Genomic DNA, 19,186 nt, shown 5'->3' with positions numbered 1-19,186 from the left:
CTTCCATGTAGCCACTTGGGTTGCATAAAGACCCTCCCGACGGAGGATCTCCCCTACAGCACCTCTTTTGCCTTGGGTTTGTTCCAGTTCTGTAACAATCTTCTTCTTGTACTCAGGGCTGAACTGCCTTCTTTTAGGCTTATCCTCTACCTGATGTGTGTCTCTACTTTTGGTAAGATTTTCTTGATTCTTTGTCATTTTGAAACCTTTCACTACCGCGCAAACATTATACTAATCTATCGGCAGATTTGTCTCATACTCCCCTGGCACATAGCGCACCCCCATTTTATTGACCACGCCGAAGCAAGTCGTTGGGCTGAGGAGCATGGCAGTGTTGATAAGATGGATCAGAAAAGGAAGATTTGGATCAAGGCTCACCCCTTTTTTTTGAAGTTGTTAGAAGAGTTGTACGCACCTTGGCAAGCAAAACGAGCGCCAAACTCAAGTAGAAACAATCGATCTAGTAATCTCTCAACTCGTTATCTGGGATACAATTACGAGCATCCTGCTACTTGCTACCAGCTTGGTTGTGGCGTGGCTCTTTTTAAGAAGAGATCGATATTCCCAAAGTTTTTCATAGGCTGGAGCATATTTAGCTTGGCAGTAGTCTGTGGAGATATCTATTACACATCACAGGTCGAGGACATCAGTGAGGCCTTGGGAATCAAAGATTTTGCCCTGATGCTCTGGTCTCCAATTTATGCCGTGCTATGCATTTCATATATGCTGGTCTAAAAGAGAGTTAAAGCAACATTCATCTGTGGGTGAACCTAGGATAGGTGGCCAGTCGACTTACGAAACCATAGCAGGGCCAGAAACCAGTAATTTCTAGAAAGTGTCACCCTGCTCTAGGGCATAAAGCTAAATAATGTTCCTTAGCAACTGAGAGCCATTCGAGTAAAATGGCGATGGGTGCACAATGAAGGAGTCGTATTAGGTTCAATACTTATTCCGCAGGTGGCGAAAGAAACTTTGGGCCCAGGAAATTATAAATTGCCTATGAGTGACTCGGATTTCAAAACTATCATGAAGATGCGGGGAATTTTACATGGTTTGAAGGAAATGGCATGAGTCCGAATATGGGAAGTAAGGCTCAGTAAAAGAAAAAGTAAACAACACTTCAAACTATTTTGTAAGCACCTTATTGACTATTAGCCTACCGAAAGAACCCAAAGGGTGCCTTCCGGCCTAATTGCTTCTAGACCCCACTAACTCTATCAGGCCAGTAAGTGCGACAAAGAAAATGGCAGCAATAGGCCACACGATCCAGCTTGAATCCCAGTTCGTCGCCCAAAAACTCCAGGCAAGATAGAACATAGTGATCAACGGCCAATAGAACCCCGCTAACTTTTCACCGAGAATCGTCCACCTTGCTTTTTCAGAGTCAGTATCGATGATTCGAAGAAGAATGCGATAGGCTTCATACTGTGCCGTCGTAGGGACCATAATAAGTATGCCCCCGGCAACCATCAGCAAGGTAACATTGATCATGGCAAAGGTGAGGGCTGAGCTGCCGATTAACATGGATGCGGATAAGATCGGGACGACCGCTAAAATAAAGAGAGCGATACTTATCGACAGCTTGATATTGTAGCTTCGTCTAAAGCTTCGTAGCTTTTGCTCATAAACGTTGACTATACCGTTGGCTAGTTCAAATTCTCCCTTTTCAAGAGGGAGGGTTTCGTCTTCGAACTGGTTCGTTCTGATAAAAAAAACTGATGCTTGCGGCAATCATAAGAAGCAAGAATACAAGGCCAGCCATTACAGCCGTATTTCGTGAGGAGTCGAAGTAGCCCATTTCATACATAGCAAGACATGAGAAAAGTCCTATTGGTGAGACGACGCACAAAGAGACTCCTTTAGATACAAGCCATGAGGCACTAACCTTGTAATTGACGTAGTTCGAGGCTTGTTCAAGGTGTAACTGAGTGGCCTCATTCTTCTTGCTGGACTGGGAGGGATGCGAAACCTCCTGCTTATCTCTTAATAGGTAGTCGGTCGAAACCTCGAAGATATCTGCCAGCAAGATAATCTTATTCGGGTCAGGGGTACTGTTCGAACTCTCCCATTTTGAGACTGATTGACGCGAGACATCGAGTCTTTCGGCCAGGTCCTCCTGCGACCAGCCAGCCTTCTTCCTTAGCGAAACGACCTTTTCTGCCAGTATCATGATCTTCGTACTCCTTTGCTTGTTCGACGTGTGGAGTATAGGGAAATCAGCGGTTGCATAACACCAATTAGGCTTGATGTTTTGGCAACTGCTGGTTACGTTAGTGCTAAATATCTATTCTTAAAAGCTTTATCTTAGAGAGTCTTTAGGATTTCCTGGAACCATTCACCTTGGATAATTGACGGAACGACAAGTCCGGCTCTCTAAAAATGCTTCGCCTAGAAGTGCTTCGAATACTGAATAGATAAGCGTCAATGTTCAAAGTAATGCAGCCTACCGAGTATCCTATGATTCCAAGAGGTAGAAAGTGCCTTCTTCCGGCAAACCCGACGACTCTAGCAGGCATACCATAGCCACCATCTGTCACTGACGCAATAACCCAGAATGGGCCAATTGTATTTGAAAGCCCGGCTTCATTTTCATGTTGTATTGGCATATTATGCTGGATGTGTGCTTGCCCAGAGAGTAGGCTGAAGCCCCAACTAAAACAGTGTCTAAAAAATCTTAGTACCCTTGTTTTTCAATTTGCACCTCCGGTAGAGGGATGACCGGAAAAGTCATCGCCGAAGTAGTCGAAATATCCCAAAATTCTGTTTTAAGTACGCTCGTAGACATTTAGGTAAACATTGCTGCTTCGACCAAACTTTTATCTATCCGGTCATGTGCGGAGATTTGTTCTGACAAGTCTCGTTGCATTTCTTTGATGTCTATGTATGCCGGACATCATCTTGATTTAATGGGCGCTTTAGGACTGGATAAGATATCCTTTATCTTCTCTAAGCGTGCGTCATATTTTTTATAGATAGGAATTTTTAATTTATAGCCTTCGTTAGGCTTCAACTTTTCGTAGAATCTGTCAGCTTTATTGAACTCACCGGCTATGTAAAGGGCCTGAATGTAAAAATAGGGATAAGGATACGCCCAGTCCGGCGTCAGTGATGCATGAGTCTCCCATCCTATAACTGACATCTTTGCAAAACGTTGAGCCTCGGCTACTTTCCCTGAAAGGATTAATTCGTAGGCGTATTCAGAGCCACCAACTCCTATTGAGAAGTTGCCTGTTGATTTACTCCTCGAAGACTCTTGCTCACGCCCCAAAAGGTACTGGTTTAGAAACTGATTCGAATGATAATAGTATTCATTTCTCAGCAGATTTTGATATTTTATTGGCAATTGCCCTAATCTCTCCATGATTTCAAACAGGTCTTTGCTAGCCTTTTCCTTTATCTCCCGCTCCTCTTGCCTGCTCAAAAGTTCCGAATAGTCGCCTGCCATGACCGCTGAAATGTACTTGGCGTGATCGCTATTAGGATATTGACTCTTGTACTTTAACGTCATTTCGTAGGCAGCTTTAAGGTCATTCCAATTTGTTGACTTTTGCAGCCTCCGCCACTCTTCATACTGTGTATCGTCATTTATCCAAACTTTAAGAGGGCTTTCCTTTTTTTCATTGGTGTGAGCGAAGGGTGCGCTAAACAGATACGTAAACGTAAACAAAACTTTCCCGATATTAAGCTTCATCATCTCTTATCTCCGCTGGTACAGATGGCTGTTTTCGGCAACTCAAAACAATCAAATAAGGCTTCGAACTTTCTCCTAGTTCTTGTTTTGGCAAGGGCTAAAACTCCACGAAGTTTTACCAAAGAGCCGGGAAATCAAGTAATATTGCAGCGATGCCACGAATTTAGACAGATCATTCATTTTTGACTAGGAGATCCAAGTGAGGTCGCTTCCGAAAAGCCCTATGCGTCAAACAAAATACAATCGTGTTGGTTCGGAAAGTATGGGCTTCATTGTCGCTCCTAAATGTTTTCACTGCATAACCATTTGGCAATTGCTCAGCGCTTTGTAACTCAGCTAAATATTCCTATTATTAGGACCTCCTATTGAAGGCCCTATTTCAGTAGCTTAGCGATTGGATTCTAACTTGCTTATAGATAGTGACAGTTTCTTTCTAGATAAGGATGTGCCTTCATGAACTTCAAGATACTAGCACTGCTTTTAGTCGTCGCAACAGTTTCCTGTTCACCTAGTAGAGGCGGAAACAAGCAAACTAGCTCAAATCTTTCGTCAGTTACGTTCACGGCACCAAAAAAAGATCTGATCCCTGGTCCCGTCGAACTAATTGAAAAACTGGCTGTATTTATAGATCCTACGCCAGGAGGGAGCGATCAACCCTACTGCAAGGATTCAAAAAGTATAGGGAAATACATCCCCTTCAACGGCGAAGAAATGAACTTAGATTTTGATATCTTGCAAGGATGTACATATAGGCTTAGTGTCTCTCTTAGTGGAGAAGTTCATGATTACTTTAGGGCGCGTGAAACGATCCGCCCTGAAGACACATTGGGCAAGAGTGAAGTTGCAATCACGCTAGAGTTTAGCCTTACAAGGTCTGGAGTGGAGTTTGGTTTCGGCTCTGATAATGAATCCCAAAGTATTGTCGTCGAACCGATAAAAAACAGTCCAACAGCTACCATCGAAACGCCCGTAACAACACAGGTTAAAATCGAAACCAAAATTCTAGATACTTGTGACCTCTCTCGACATGTTTCAGCAACCTCTGAGATGAGTGAAATACCTACCCACATAGGTGTGAAGTTACGAAGTGAATTCGACCTTTCAGAAGAAACAGTCAACGAGATCAAGATGCGATGTGGCCCGTCTTTCCAAGACCTGACTGTAGACAGCCTTATTAAATACTATGATATTTACTGTCGTGTCAGATATGAGGTGACCTACAACCCATACAAACTCGATAGCAATACTGACTCAATTCTATTGCGTGCAAATTTTGCTGGAGTCGTTGAAGGCCAACGTGAATACAAAAGCGTAAAGCCTGACTATTACACTTCAGTTTCAGCGAATGTAGTGATAGATAACTGCCATTTATACTAAGACCTATTGGGCCTCACAATTTATCCAAAACATAGGCCTTGGCTCACATGCTGGACTGCTGAAGACATAGCGTAGCTATGCGTCATGGCCAATCCGGTTCAAGAGAATCAGTTAACCTATTTAATGGAAACACGTGAACCTTAAGGCTTTTAAACGTGGGATAGCTTGAACGGATATTTTCATATGCATCTTTCATATGCATCCATTATCAGATGTGTTTGGTCTTAATTGAACTACTAGTTCAGCGACTAAAGACTCTCCTGATAATTGGTTGATTCTCGAAACAACCGACCGCAGCTACCGTAGCTTCGGTTTCTGATAGAAATGCTTCTAAGCTCTCTCGTGCGACACTCTCTTTGCTATAATTGCTTGATAGTAGTACGAATCGAATGCTGTCTTGGTCAGGTGAGCAGTTGCAAGCCCCACATTGTTCGATAGCAAACTGTGTGAGGGGAAGATCGATTGTACCAAATACGTCGGAGCTTTTTTCGCTACCGAACGAGACAGCGCTAATTTTCGACTTTGAGTTAGCCATGAGTTCGGGTTGCCCAGCTGCTGCAAGGCTCATAATCAGAAGACCAGAAAGCATAATCCACTCCTATCCTTAAATGGATGGTCATTGTATTGGCTAAGCTCACTCGGAACAAGTAAATGAATGGCTTACCCGACTGGCATTGAAGCTGCAGAAAGCAAAGTGAAGCGGGTGTGATTATGGCTAAATATCTATAATTATTAATTTTCTATTCGATGATCAGGCCAGACTTTGAGTTAAGTGTAAATTTTTTTAGTAGCCTTGCAATATTGTGGTTAGTTGGCATATAAGTAATTTGATGTATTAAGGGATATGGGGTGGTAAGTGACTGTATATAAGATGCTTTTCCTTTTTCTAACGCTCAGTATGACAGCCTGTGTCACAAACTCAAGCACACATGATGAGAAAACGAAAAGATCTCACTACCTTGGCATCGTGGATAAGACCATGGGTTTGTCGGAGTCAATAAAGCTCTCTATGGCGCCGGAGCTAAAGCGTCAGTATGGATGGAGCGGTTCAGACGTCTACCAAGCCTTGGCTCTCTCGAAAATGGCTCACCTTAAAAGCCAGAAGAATTTAGTTTGGATGCAAAAAACATGTACAGGTGAGCCGCTGGACCCGAGATGGACCAAAGACTTTATTGACTCCTTCTCCAAAGGGGAACTTGTTGAGCATGGTGATGCAATCTTCTCATACATCCAAGGTCTATCGGTACTGAGGAAGATAGACTGTCTTACACCTGCAAAAGGCAGGTTTGTGATTGACAGTGAGCATATGAAAAGAACTCTCAAGCGATTCGTCGACTCAGTCAATTCATCCGTTTCAGTGATAAGAGAGAATCTTTCAGAAGGAGATAGGGAGCTATTTGATGTCTACTTGGCAACTCTAAATTCTTCATATTCAGACTTATTGGAGCAAGATTTTCTGGATCAGGTTGCTCTCGACAACTTTCCACTTTCTTTAATGTCGATGAAAGATCTCGACGCAAAGTATCAAACCTTCTTTAAGGAATCGCCATACTTCGAAAAAAGCTTTTCGACTAAAAGCCTGGACTACCCAATAATCAAGGAGTAGGAATGAAGTCAGAGCTTTACAGCGCCATTCTTTTGGCTAGCTCGATCTTACTCATCGGCTGCCAAAAGCTGAGCAATGACTATGATGAACTGATCGCTGAGTGTGGGAGTGTAAACACCGCCGGTCAAGATCAGCTTCCTCACAGGCTCTTTGATAGTATGAACAAGCCTATAGATCTTAATCATTCAGAATTCATAGTCTTTGGTCGTAGTGGCAAGAGACTTTCGGCAATTAGCAGCCCTAAAGGATGCTTGGTGGCAGACGACTATGCGTATATAATGCTCCCTAAGTCGAAGGAGTATATAACCACTGAGAGTAGACAAGCTGTTAAGGACTCGACTGTCCCGGTTCTTGAAATTGGAAATCAAGTTGCTGCTTTAGCACCAGGGAATTTTATCTCCGTTGTGACAAGCGAGGCTGTGCTACTCGAATACTGCTTTCAGAAAGCCTCTGATGATCAGAGCTGCATTGCGTCAGAGGATGTCTCGCTCACTCTTATAGAGCGAGGGCCATACACACTCAGTAGTCCTAAGGAAGATGGAGATTATAAGCTTCTTGTCAGCGGAACAGATAGAGCAGGAAACCAAATGGATCTCAACTACTCCTTTAAAGTCGATAGTAGCAAGCCAAAAGTGCAAGCTGACTTTACATTGGATTACGAGAGAATTCGATTTGGCTCAAAAGAGCCATACTTAGTTGCAAGCGGTTACCGGTTAGGTTTTGTCTCGGCATCAGATCCAATAAACGATTTGACGATTGAATTTTGTCTTTTCGATAGCATTGAAAGTAGAGATTGTTCGGGCGACCAGAGGCAAGTCTTCGGGGCTGAAAGTGAATCAATCAAGCTCACTGAAGGGAGCTTTCTATTAACTTATAGATCGAACGACCTATCGGGAAATGTGAGCGATTGGCAGTCAGATGAGATCTTGATTAAAAATCAATGCCTTCAGAGTGAGATTGCTTCAAGAATTTGTACTTCTATAGTGGAAGACTTGAGGATTGATGATGACTTTCTTGCAAGTATTGATCGACTAAGGTTTTCAACTATCTTTGAAATATCCGGTGCGTTAAAGATAAACTTAACGGAAACCATTTCAGATTTGACATTTCTAGAGAGTATCCTTCACGTTGGATCGATCGATATCAGTGATAACTTAGGCCTTACTTCACTAAAGGGTCTCGATAATATCGAGAAGGTCGATCTTGATATTAGTCTCATTGCCAATCCAGTGCTTGCTGATATATCTTCCTTGAACCGAATAAGGCAAGTCCTTGGTGAGGTTGTTGTCATCGGGAATCCAGAGCTACGAGACCTTACCGGCCTCGATAACATCGTTACCATATCAAAAGACCTTTTTGTGATGGATAACCTTCAACTTACCTCAATGAAAGGCCTCACGTCTCTACAAAGCCTTGGCTCACTTTCAGTCTTCAACAATGAGAATATGACTTCTCTTGACGGCCTTTTGAAGATTGAACGAGTGGACTCTGTGAACATAGAGTACAATCCTTCTCTCCATAATTTGTCAAGCCTTGCCCGTATTGAAGTATTAGAAGGTTTAAGGATTATTCAAAACAATAGATTAGTTGAGTTGGATGGGCTTCAAAAGTTAAATCGAGTAAAAGGTGAAGCATCTATCTCCTATAATCTGGCTTTAGAGGGAATCTCTTTCCCTTCACTATTGGACGTAGAGGGCCTCGAAATTTCGGGTAACGAGGTTCTGCAAGGGCTATTCGGCTTAAGTAAACTTGCGAGGGTAGGGGAGTTTTCTTTAAAACATAACTATAAGATTACGAGACTTTTGGGTCTCGAGGCTCTTAAAGAGGTATCAAAACTTGTAATTGATACTAACTTGGAACTTGAAGATCTACGTGGACTAAGCTCGCTCGGCAAAGTCAAGCAACTTTTCTTGCTTAGAAACAGGAAGATGACGAGTCTGCGCGGTTTAGATGCTCTAGCAGAGGTCGGTCATCTTAAGATTGCGTCGAGTAATCTTTTAGAAGACTTTCAGGTTAGCAATTTTACTAAGGTAAAGCTGCTCGATATTTCCAGTAATCCCATTCTAAAATCTTTTGAAGGCCTAGAAAGTCTTAGTTATATCGAGAGGGTCTCGATATCGAATAACTCAGAGCTAACGAGTATTGATGCTATAGCTAATGCTCTACCACTCGATGGGCCAAACGACTTGATTGATAATCCGAAGCTTTGCGGAGTAGCCTTTCTGAAGTTGGCAAAAAATGAGGGCAATTGTCTCCTATAGCTTCGAGATTCAGACATGTTAGACTACGGGACCAAGAAGAGCGTCTTTTCTTCTACCTAAGAACGAGGGGTGGTTTTTCAGCTGCGAAGAACTACATTCTCAATGTTGAAAACCCTCGTCTTGTAGCTCTTCAGTGTCTTATAATTCCTAACTCTCCCTATGCCTCTATTATTTTCGATCGGGCAGTTTTTATGATTGCAAGACTCGATAGTAAGCAAGCTATCGATGGCTATCAAAAAATTCAATGGTGATGTCTCCGATCGTAAAGACTTTATTCGCTAGCTGGGTAGAACCGGGCTAACTCATTCTTAGAACCAACAGAGATTTGATTGGAAGCCTCTTACCAGGTAGTTGTTCGGTCGGTTTTGAAGGCATCGTATGCAAGTGAAAACAGCAACGGCTTTTCTACACACCTCTAATGGGGCGTGACTTTCCTGGGCTCTCGCTAGCTAGGGTCAAACGAAGCATATTAAAAGGACCTAGCTTCAACATATACTATTGTTGTTTTTTGAGGCTTATAGTGTATTTTCTGACCCAGCAAAGATCGGTCATATTCTCCATTTCAGTGGTCCCTTCTTTCTCTAAGTCTATGAATACATTCTGAACAAAATTTTTCTGCAATAAATCACACTTTCAAGTGTTTAGTCATGACCACGCTATGTCGTTTTAGATAAGGATAATTAAATACATGAATAACCTAATATCAAAGCTTTTCGCGATGGCTGTGATTTCTAGTAGCACTCAACATGCTTTTGCTACTGAAGACAGTCCAACCTACTACCATACTAAAGTTTACGGGCGTGGACTTAAAAAAGTTCCCTATAACTTCATGGTTAATAAAGATAAGATTATCTATTTCGACTGTGCTTCTGAAGATAAGCTAGACACTCTTGTGAGTGGCTTCGGGCTAGAACCTATTGCGGTTGAAATAGACTCGAAGGAACTGTCAGCAAGTGCTGAAGCTGAGGCACATCCTAATTTTCAGACTGCGAAGGATTTTGTTGAAAAACTAAAAGAAACTGACAAGGATCAACGAGTTGAATTTATCACTAACAACTACAGCGTATTAAAATGCGAAAAAGAGGCAAGCTCGAAGCTATACGCTGACTCTAGCACAGAAACATACGTTATTGCTCAGGACAGAAATTACTTTGTCCCCTCCTGCCTCGGTCCTATTAATGCTTTAGGATATAACTTTGACTCAGCAGAAAGTGTTAGTCTAGGCTCGTTCGTCAAGACAGTCGAACTTGATTGTAAAAGCGAAGTAGATGGCGCCAACAAAGTGAAGATCGTTGAAGGACCGGAAACTCTAGCAACCGTCTGTAACGGTGCAACTGAGCGTTCACTAAAAATAACTTGTCGTGCAATTAGAAACGCTATTCGTGGAAAGGAAGGGGAAAGGCTAAGCTACCAGGAAATAAGCGACTCCTACGAAGATGATCATCATTGCAAGACTGAAGAAGCTGGCGGTTATGAGCTAGAATACTGCCCTAGTGTAGTCATCAAACAAAAGTCAAATGTGTCAAATCTTGCTCCATTCAAGTTTTTCGAGTTTGCTGAAGGTCTCGAATTGCCATCAAATCGTGTGGAAAGCCTAGACTCGATTTTCCAGCTTGAGTATCTAGAAAAATTAGATGTTCGCGACAACAAGATAAAGACAATCCAAGGAATCAACGGTCTTGATTTACTTATGGTCCTTGATATTTCAAGAAATGAAATTACCGACCTTACACCTTTAAAAGGCCTTGATCTAGTTTCAGTCAAAGCTGACTGGGATGAAATACACTATAAGAAGTGCCCGAGAGACGCTATTTCAGAAGCTTTGGCAGAGAAGTGTGGAGATATGTATAAGTGTTTGGATACGTATGAGTTGAACGCAACTTGGTGGGATAGCAATGCCATCGCTAACGGAAGAGTTGAGTATAAGTGTGAGGACGGTACTTCAAATCAACTACGACCCGTTGCTAAAACAACAGGAAAAATAGCCTGTAACAATCGATATGAGCGAAATGGAGGGGCTTGTGAGCTTGTTCTTTGCACCAATGGTCTTAGAAAAGGAAAATTAACCAAGGAAGATATTACTGGTGGAGAAATTATTACAAGATGCACTAATGAAGTAAAAATTGAAAAAGAGACTATATGTGATTCTGACTATGAGCTAGAAGGTGATAAATGTGTGAAGAAAGCCCCTACCTGCGGCTTTGGCGAGACTCTGGACCCGACATCTAACAGGTGTGTGCCTTTGGACTGTCGAGATGGGTACTATAGAAACTCAGCTGGTAGATGTGTTCCAGAACGTTGTCCAACTGGCTTTGAGCGTATTGGTTCAAGATGCGAAAGAATTCTGTGCGATTCAAATCAGGAGTTAGTCGGAAATAGGTGCGTTGACATAGAATGTCCGGCTAATGCTACAGTTTTTGCCGGAAAATGCTATTGTCCATCAGGTTTTAGCCTTATTGGTGATAGATGTGTACAAACAGGATGCGTCGATGGACCCTTCACGCATTGTGCTCCGAGAGATCCGGTTCGAATAACTGACGAAGCGAGGCTCTGTTCCATAAGAGGGGGCTTATGGACCGGTACCAGATGTATGGAGAACGTTCACATTGACCCTGGCCAACTTCCAAAGGAACTCGAGCGGAGGCCCAATCTCTGGAATAAGATTAAGCCAAAAGAAGAACTTGATTTTGAAAAAATCCGTACAATCAGAGATCTGAGGTCTTCAGACTTCGACTTAGAAGACTTCAAACGGCAAGACCCCAGTTCAGTCAACGACTTTAAAATTAGAACTTTCGATCGCGAGAGGTTCTAATGAGAGCTATCCTCATTGGAGGCCTTTTGGGCCTCTTTTCAACACATGCTTTGAGCGTTGAAATTAAGAGTTGCACGACAGCGGGACTGACTAGTAAAGGAGCTTACCTAGAGTGTGAGCAGTTGTTGCAAAAAGGTAGTTATGACGAAATTCTAGATAACATTGTTATTAACGAAGGGAATCTCCCTGAAGTAGTTTCTGAAGCAGTTCTTTCTAGAGTTTTTTATAAGAGCGCTGCTTGGTTTGGAACCTTTATTCGTTCCAAACCGGAACATCGTTGCTCCTATGGTGAGCAAGGTTTGATTTCCATTAATCGGTTCCTTAGGTTGGCTAGCTCTAGTCTTGAAGATAAGGCAGACGAAGATCAAATAGCAGAGTGGATGTTTCGATCATCTATCTTTCAAGGGATTATTGCTAAAAGTGGCTGCGACTCCAAAGTTTTTGATCAGAATAGTGTCGATTTCAAGGTTAACCAAGTCTTAGAGGAAAAGATTAAGCTCTATCTGATTGATAATCGCAAGAGACGTAAGGCTTTTGGATCTGTTTACGTCCAAATTAATGATCTAATGAAAAGTACTGGTGATATCGTTTCTAAGCTTGAAAAAGCAAAGGTGGAAGGTCGTATGGTGGATGGGGAGATATCAACTTCTGAGCCAATTGGAAATACGACTGACTTAGTTTGGGAGTTCGCTGGCCGAAAGGGAACCATTCGACTCAACAAGCTACGTGCTAAAAATAACCTTAGAGAGAAATTCTTTGACGAATTTCCTGATGCTAGGGCCCTTTCTTCTCAAACCAAGGCATTTAAAGAAGCTCGCGAGAACAATGCAATTAGAGGTCGTAAAGCTTCAGCTGATGAGAAGGATATAGCTGAATTTTCTTCCTATTTTGAGGGATTTGCGTTTAGATCCTTTCAGGCCGACCTAAATAGTGAAGCCAGTTCTATTAGTAGAGCGGAGATTGAGTTAAAACGATCTTCAGAGGAGCTAAATAGTTCTTACAGGCAATACCCTGAGATGAATCACATTTGTGATGCCTATGCTGACATGTACTTTTGCAAGGAGATCCAAGGTGAATAGAAGAATCAATACTACTATTTTCATACTCAGCTTATTTGCAAGCACGAATGTAGTTTGGGCTGAGCAGAGTGAGACCGGACTCCTTACATCTCTTCCATCAGATTACAATGTTCAGACAAGTAAGCAGTTGCTCTGGGAAAATATATTGGAACTCAACCTGTATATTAATGATGTTCAGAGTCGGATGAAAGTACTAGATGACTCAGATATAAGTAAATTGAATCGAGAGATCAAGAAGAAGCGTTTGGCAAGTAAACATCTTATTATCTCTTTATTCACCTTGGCAAAAAACGTCACAGACGAATCCGTACGATGCAAGATGGTTGAAAAGATCGAGTTAATCCTGCCCAGGTATCAGTCAGATTTAACTCTAGATTTAGAAGATATCACAATAGCTGGTACAAAGGTGAAATGGCCGGAGAATTTGGAAGAGAGTCTTTCAGCTTGGGCAAAGAAATGCTCCGAAAAACGATCGGCAGCTGATAGCAGTGGTAGTATAGAATCTATTGTCGACTCTCAGCTTGAAGATAAGATCTTGGATCAATCTTCGAAGACTGCTGCCATTCTCCGAAACTCAAAGCAAGAGATCAGTAACTACTACGAAACTATGAAGACAGCTGATTTCACTTCACTAATGGCATCTCTTTATGGTGAAAATGGATCTCTCGGCCTAGTTGATAGAGTCCAAAGTACTGCGATAAACTTTAAGGCCGTTGAAAATGATAGTCTAGGGCTCGATTCCTCCGCTGAAAGTCTAAAAGAAGGGTCGGAAGGAAACGACGACAAAGTAGGAAAACTTAAGGCACATCTTATCGCCTCCAAATGTAAGATTGCGGATAAAACGCTCGAGTGCGAACGTCCTACCTCTGAAAATTTGGATTCCTTGGAAACTAAGGTAGCGGCGGCTAAGGATTCAGTCGCGGCTCTTTTCAAATTGCTTGGCTGTGAACTTCCTCATCAAGCGAACCTAAAGAGATCGTTGGAAAGTTGCATTAGTTCAAAACAGCGAACCTCTTCGAGCGAATTTATAGATAGCACGGACTTACTTCAGAAGGGCCTCAATGACTATGTTAAAAAGATAAATGAGGAAAGCAACTGATGAAGAGAATTTTACTACCTTTACTAATATTATCCTCTCTCCCCCTTTTTGGGGAGAAGAAGTACTGTCTAAAGAAGAATGTAGACAAAATTCTTGTTAGTATGGAATTGGCAGCATCGCGTTTTGATTTTTTGTCTCTAAATTCCTACCATGACAAGCTCTATAACTTATGTAGCGATAACCAGGCCGATGAAGGTCAACGTTGGAAATCTTTCTTAACAAACATATCAAACTCATGTGATAGTAGCTGCTATGTTGGTCTGGTTGATTACTATGGATTTTTGCTAAGCATTAACGATCTGACTCCAGGTCCCTCCAAAGGTATAGAAGAGTTAAGTGTTCGAGGTCAGACATTAGCTAGCATGGGTATCAAGAATCTGATGCACGGATTAGAGTCTGGCGGTGATGGAGAGTCTTCAAGGGCTCGCACCGATGAGGTTTCAACTCCTTCGTGTGTGACTAGTGTTCTACCTTGTGAATTTGACAACAATAATTTTTTCGACTTTATGAGTCGACTGGTCAAACTCAAGCTGGCGAGGGCGAAGATATTAATCTACGAAGGTGACCATTTCCATCAAACTGTCAAGGCTCCTCTTAACCAGTATATGATTTCTACGGCCAGCTCGGATGGGATTGACAGTAAGTTTCGGAGCGCTGGTATTCGCTATACCATGGCGATGAAAAGCATCATAGATGCTATGACAGATATTCCAGGAAATCAGATGCCTGAATTAGCAGGCAAGGCTAATAGTCTCTTAGAGAAAGTAGAAACTCGTATGGAGGCCATCAATAAGGGCTATTACTTCCCCTCTATTAACCCATTTAGCGTGTCTTCTAAAACATTGTTCGAGTTGAAAAGTGAACTCAATGATAAGATTTCTAGAACGCGAAATATAGAAGATAGAATAGCGAACCGAGTCAAGGAACTAGAGAACTCTGGTATCTCGGTTGCAAACATGGAGCAAAATGAAAAGCGATGGGTTGATGATGAACAAATTGCGATCAAATCTCAGACCTTAGCTGCAATGAATGCCAAAATCGCTCAGATGTCTAGCCAAGCATCATCCATTAGGACACAGATAGAGGGTTTTGATTGGAAAAATCGTAATGCTGAAACTCAGGTTAACTACGAGTTACAGCTAACCTCTTTACAACTTGAAACCCAAATCCAAGAAGATCGTATCAAGCGTGAAGAGTCCATTCAATTGAACTCAGAGATGCTCTCTTCGGCCTTAGATGAAAGACAATCCATTCGCTATAAAATAGACAGAGCCTCAGCGGACTACCACCTGACAAACGAGATTGTTAGGTTGCAAGCTGAAGAAGATCGTCTAAAGAATCAGGTTATTAGGAACTTAGAATTAGAGTTGGCACAGATGAGAGGTGACCCTAATAACCTTGATTCTACAGGTATACTCGGAGAAAGGAAAAATGAACTAAAAATTCTTGAAGCCGAAAAAAATCAACTTGAAGTAGATCGGAAGTTCTATAGTGATCGAATTAGTTTTACTATGGAAACCGCTCTCACGGAAATAGAAAAACAAAAAGACATAATCGAAAATCGTATAGATATATTGGAGAAGATTGGAGTCAAGCAAGATGATATCTGTAGTCTTCAAAACGAGATTAAAGCTCTGATTGACGACGATAACAATAAGACTTTAGAAGACATCATTGAAAAGAACCAAACTCTCAAATTGATGTACGAAAATGAATTGGAACTTGCTCGAATTGATGCCTCCAATGCGAAGAGTCAAGTTGACCAACTAAAGAATCAGATTGCATATTTTAAAGTACAGAATAGCAATATGAAGGATATTAGGAATACCTACGAAGCGGCTCTTTTGAGATCAAGAATAGAAGCCCTAGTCTCTAAATCGAAAGCTATAGCTGGTGGTATGATAAGTGAAGTCAATCTAATCGATTTGGGAGCCTATGGCGGGACGATTACTGGTACGATTAGAGAGAACAAGGTTTTCGCAGATGAGTCGGAAGTCATGTGGGGTCACTTATCATACATGGCTGAATCAGCCCTTCAATTCGGTGAACGTCAATTGGAGTATGTCAACAATCTCAAGGCCTTTGAGACATCATTAGAACGGCTAGAAAACAGTCTAACAGCAGCGAATCTAGCAAAAAGTATCGCCTCTCTCAGAACAACTGTTAAGCTGGCCGAACTTGGAGACTTAGAAGATACTCAGTCTAGAAAACTTGGAATAGAACGAGGAAGATCCCAATTAGCAACTTATACCTGCGAAAGAGATATTCTTAATCTCGAATCTACATTGTCAAATGCTCAAGAACAACTTCATGCTTTGGAATATCGGCTCCTACAGAGAAGTCAAGATGAGAGCTATGAGAGAAATCAACTCTCTAAAATTTTGAGTGCGATCAAAGTTAAGGAAGAGTCTATAGCCAATAAGAAAAGCGAAATTGAAAGGCTTAACATTGAGCTTGATAAGCTAAATAATACTCTCTTAAACGAAAAGAACATTCTGATCTCTGTTACGAAGATGAAGGAAAATCTTTTAGACTTACAATCTGACATTGAGTTTTTAACTGATGAAAGTGAGAAGATTAGCAAAGCTATCTCTAGTCTTCGCAGCAAGAACTATATTCTAATAAGATCGAATACCACCAACTATGTTGATGAGTTAAAGAGTCTATTTGATAATAAAGAGGACTACTTTAATCGATTAAAGAGCTTAAGCAAGCTGAGCTCCTCGACAAATGACACTAGGTGGCAGCAAATCGATGATCTGAATTCGAGTATCAATGCTCTTCAGTTTCAGATTGACAAAACCAGTAAGGAGATCGTTGATTCCCTCACGAGTAGTCTAGAAAAAGATCAGCAGGATAGTCCAGTCCAGAGGTTTTCTCGTAATCAAAAGATAGTCCGTGATATGTTGCCGAATCTTGCCGACTTGGTTGAAGAAAGGCGTCAGCTGCTTTATGAGAGTAATATCGCTTTGGCCGAATATACTAAGAAAGTCAGTCTATCAATGCCGCGTCCAGAGGTGCTTCAAGCAACCTACTTGACATCATCAACTGCTCTTCACGAGATGAAGGAAAATATCGATGATGCTGTTAGGGGAGAAAAAACAGAGACTTTTGCGCAACATGTTTATATTGACCTAACAGGTTCACCTGTCTTCGAAGATCTAGCAGCCAATGGGGAAACATACTTTAGCTTTGGTGACGTGATTCTTCAAAACAATCCCTATCAGATCAACTCACCCTCATTCAACTCATACCACCATAAGAGGATTATCGATGTGAGATTCATATTCGACAGGAGATGTGATCTTATCGGACAGATTCCAGTTACACTTACGCACATGGGGATGAATCATAACGATCGCTTCGTCTCAGGAGTATATCGCTATGAATACTTTTTTACCGAGAGCTACGATCTGCCATATTCGATGTTCTTTTCTAGAAGTCTAGACTCTGATTTTGATCAAGTTAGAGAGATAGATCGCATCGCGAGAACTATAGGTGGGGTTTATATGACCAATCCAGGATCTTTAGGGGAACGGAGTGACGCTGTCAGGTTTCCATTGGCCGGTAGGGCCGTCAACGGTTTATGGAAGCTCCACTATCCGTTCTACGTTGACCCTGAAGGATCTTTGCCTCCTAGAAGAATTCCTACACCGTGTAAAGGTGAGGAGTCTCAAATTGAAGGACTAGGTGTTCATATCTGGTTTATAGGAGAACAGAATCAATGAATAAGATATTGAAAAGCAAGTTGGCAGCTCTATTGCTGGGTGCACTACTAGGATCTGCTATGAGCCAAGGATATCATGACTATCAAGATAAGAAGTTATGGCATGGAGTATTTATAACTCATACCAACTTGAAGGAATTGCTCGAAAAACCTGCTAAAATTGGTTCCTTTGACTCCCTAGAATCTTGCCTTAATGTTGGTAACTACATCAGGCGGAGAGTAGGCGATGATGTGAATGTTGACTATAAATGTCGCAGAGATTGCACTGAAGTCCTTTCGGGAAAGGGAAAAGTGTGTAAAGAGAATATCAAACTCAAGTCGAGAGGTGATCAATGAAGTGGCTTATCTCATTGATAGCAATTGTTCTTGGGATACAGTCTGAAGCTTCAATCGCTGAAGGTTGTGATCCAGAGAAGAATACAAGCATAGAAACAAGGTTGAAGACAGGGATCTCATGCTTCATCGCGGAAGACTATGACCTTGCTGAAAATCAGCTAATTCGAACTGAAAATGAAGAGGCGGTTGGAAATCAGATTAAAGATACCAGTAGTTTTTTATTGGGTCTTATTAACTGTGGCAGAGGTCTAGCCCTTGTAGGGGGAAATGAAAGTCGTGTTAAGGCTGAATTGTGCAGCTATCGCAAAAAGAGCTATGATTTTCTACTTTCTGCAGACTATGCAAATGTAGACTTTAGTCGGTTTAAGGCTGAAGAAGATCTGGCTACTATAAAAAAACAATACAAACAGTGTGGTGTGTTCCTTGGAAAAGATTATGATAGTCTTTGCAATCTAGAAGATAAACGAGAGCCGTCCGCTGTCGTTTCTGATGCTATCGATACAAGATTAAAGTTCTACTTCAACAGCAGTGCTAGCCCGTTTTATTCTGCTTTTTTTGAAAAGCAGAAGATTAGCGAAAATTTCCTTTCCGACGCTAAGTCTATTATTTCAAAGCTTAGCGTAGAGCAAAAACGTTTATCTAGTGATCTTCATACTATCCAACAGCAATATAATAGTGCCGAGAAAAAGGTTACCGAAGAGTTTAATCGCTATCTTGAGTTCAATAGACAAGCGTTGCTCCTGGTTGATGCGATGACATTGCTGGCTAGCTCTAGTATTGATACTGCAACCACAGAGTTGATTAATAAGTCAAGCGATTCTATCGATTCCACGATCAGCAGCATAGAATCTAAAAAAACAACAATCCAGAACTTACAATCTCAATTAGATGTCCGTGAAGTGAAAAAGAAAGCAGCTGGTCTTTGCCGATCTTACTATTGTACTAACTGGGGCTTGTTTCAAGTTCTTGAGGAAATTGCTCCAACTGAAGATATTTGTGACTATGACTATGGTGGAGTCGGCTCAAACTTAGTTTGTACCGGCAAGATTACAACCGATCTAACAGTCGATCAATTTTGTGAATCAATTGCAGCTGACTTTCCTCAATTGAGTTCCTATTGGTCAAAAACCAAGACCTCTGATTCCGCTGCTGCAGACAGAATAATAAGTTGCCAGAAAATTAATATCTAGCCATCTAT

Annotated in this window: 14 protein-coding genes and 1 pseudogene; 10 read left to right on the top strand and 5 right to left on the bottom strand. The window is 41.6% G+C overall.

Annotation, left to right across the window (positions count from 1 at the left end):
* Positions 1-198: pseudogene (locus tag B9N89_RS31395) on the bottom strand (hypothetical protein); the annotation flags it as partial.
* On the opposite strand from B9N89_RS31395, the gene B9N89_RS16810 reads away from it, so the two are divergent.
* On the top strand, positions 184-735 hold the full coding sequence (locus B9N89_RS16810; RefSeq protein WP_159455433.1) for a DUF2569 family protein: 552 nt from the start codon (positions 184-186) through the stop codon (positions 733-735). The pseudogene B9N89_RS31395 and the gene B9N89_RS16810 overlap by 15 nt on opposite strands.
* A gap of 453 nt (positions 736-1,188) precedes the next feature.
* Here the strand turns inward: B9N89_RS16810 and B9N89_RS16805 are convergent, their stop codons facing one another.
* From B9N89_RS16805 to B9N89_RS16795, 3 genes are all read right to left on the bottom strand, one after another.
* Complete coding sequence (locus B9N89_RS16805; protein ID WP_132320629.1) at positions 1,189-1,731, bottom strand: hypothetical protein; 543 nt, start codon at positions 1,729-1,731, stop codon at positions 1,189-1,191.
* Entirely contained in the window at positions 1,667-2,170 is a 504-nt protein-coding gene (locus tag B9N89_RS16800; RefSeq protein ID WP_132320627.1) for a helix-turn-helix domain-containing protein, read from the bottom strand. Before B9N89_RS16800 ends, B9N89_RS16805 begins: the two co-directional genes overlap by 65 nt.
* Before the next feature lie 723 nt (positions 2,171-2,893).
* Positions 2,894-3,694, bottom strand: coding sequence for a hypothetical protein (locus B9N89_RS16795; RefSeq protein WP_132320625.1), 801 nt, complete (start codon positions 3,692-3,694; stop codon positions 2,894-2,896).
* A 450-nt stretch (positions 3,695-4,144) separates the two neighbouring features.
* Here B9N89_RS16795 and B9N89_RS16790 point away from each other — a divergent pair, with 450 nt between their 5' ends.
* Positions 4,145-5,068, top strand: coding sequence for a hypothetical protein (locus B9N89_RS16790; protein WP_132320623.1), 924 nt, complete (start codon positions 4,145-4,147; stop codon positions 5,066-5,068).
* A 241-nt stretch (positions 5,069-5,309) separates the two neighbouring features.
* Here the strand turns inward: B9N89_RS16790 and B9N89_RS16785 are convergent, their stop codons facing one another.
* On the bottom strand, positions 5,310-5,657 hold the full coding sequence (locus tag B9N89_RS16785; RefSeq protein ID WP_132320621.1) for a hypothetical protein: 348 nt from the start codon (positions 5,655-5,657) through the stop codon (positions 5,310-5,312).
* Between the two features lie 267 nt (positions 5,658-5,924).
* Between B9N89_RS16785 and B9N89_RS16780 the strand changes: the two genes are divergently transcribed.
* From B9N89_RS16780 to B9N89_RS16740, 8 genes are all read left to right on the top strand, one after another.
* On the top strand, positions 5,925-6,674 hold the full coding sequence (locus B9N89_RS16780) for a hypothetical protein (RefSeq protein ID WP_132320619.1): 750 nt from the start codon (positions 5,925-5,927) through the stop codon (positions 6,672-6,674).
* Positions 6,675-6,676: 2 nt separating this feature from the next.
* Entirely contained in the window at positions 6,677-8,935 is a 2,259-nt protein-coding gene (locus B9N89_RS16775; RefSeq protein WP_132320617.1) for a leucine-rich repeat domain-containing protein, read from the top strand.
* A gap of 688 nt (positions 8,936-9,623) precedes the next feature.
* Positions 9,624-11,747 (top strand): EB domain-containing protein, encoded by a 2,124-nt coding sequence (locus B9N89_RS16765; RefSeq protein WP_132320613.1) that lies wholly within the window; start codon positions 9,624-9,626, stop codon positions 11,745-11,747.
* Positions 11,747-12,826 (top strand): hypothetical protein, encoded by a 1,080-nt coding sequence (locus tag B9N89_RS16760; RefSeq protein WP_132320611.1) that lies wholly within the window; start codon positions 11,747-11,749, stop codon positions 12,824-12,826. The genes B9N89_RS16765 and B9N89_RS16760 overlap by 1 nt, the downstream gene beginning before the upstream one ends.
* Positions 12,819-13,925, top strand: a complete 1,107-nt coding sequence (locus tag B9N89_RS16755) for a hypothetical protein (protein WP_132320609.1) — start codon at positions 12,819-12,821, stop codon at positions 13,923-13,925. Before B9N89_RS16760 ends, B9N89_RS16755 begins: the two co-directional genes overlap by 8 nt.
* On the top strand, positions 13,925-17,653 hold the full coding sequence (locus B9N89_RS16750) for a coiled-coil domain-containing protein (RefSeq protein ID WP_132320607.1): 3,729 nt from the start codon (positions 13,925-13,927) through the stop codon (positions 17,651-17,653). Before B9N89_RS16755 ends, B9N89_RS16750 begins: the two co-directional genes overlap by 1 nt.
* Positions 17,650-17,988, top strand: coding sequence for a hypothetical protein (locus tag B9N89_RS16745; RefSeq protein WP_132320605.1), 339 nt, complete (start codon positions 17,650-17,652; stop codon positions 17,986-17,988). Before B9N89_RS16750 ends, B9N89_RS16745 begins: the two co-directional genes overlap by 4 nt.
* Positions 17,985-19,178 carry a hypothetical protein gene (locus tag B9N89_RS16740; RefSeq protein WP_132320603.1) on the top strand — a complete coding sequence of 398 codons (1,194 nt, stop codon included), beginning with the start codon at positions 17,985-17,987 and terminating at the stop codon, positions 19,176-19,178. The genes B9N89_RS16745 and B9N89_RS16740 overlap by 4 nt, the downstream gene beginning before the upstream one ends.
* Positions 19,179-19,186: the final 8 nt, after the last annotated feature.

Source organism: Pseudobacteriovorax antillogorgiicola (genome assembly GCF_900177345.1).
In the GTDB taxonomy this organism is placed as follows: domain Bacteria; phylum Bdellovibrionota_B; class Oligoflexia; order Oligoflexales; family Oligoflexaceae; genus Pseudobacteriovorax; species Pseudobacteriovorax antillogorgiicola.
The sequence above is the reverse complement of the archived record's forward strand: the minus strand, read 5'-3'. Positions and strand labels throughout refer to the sequence as shown.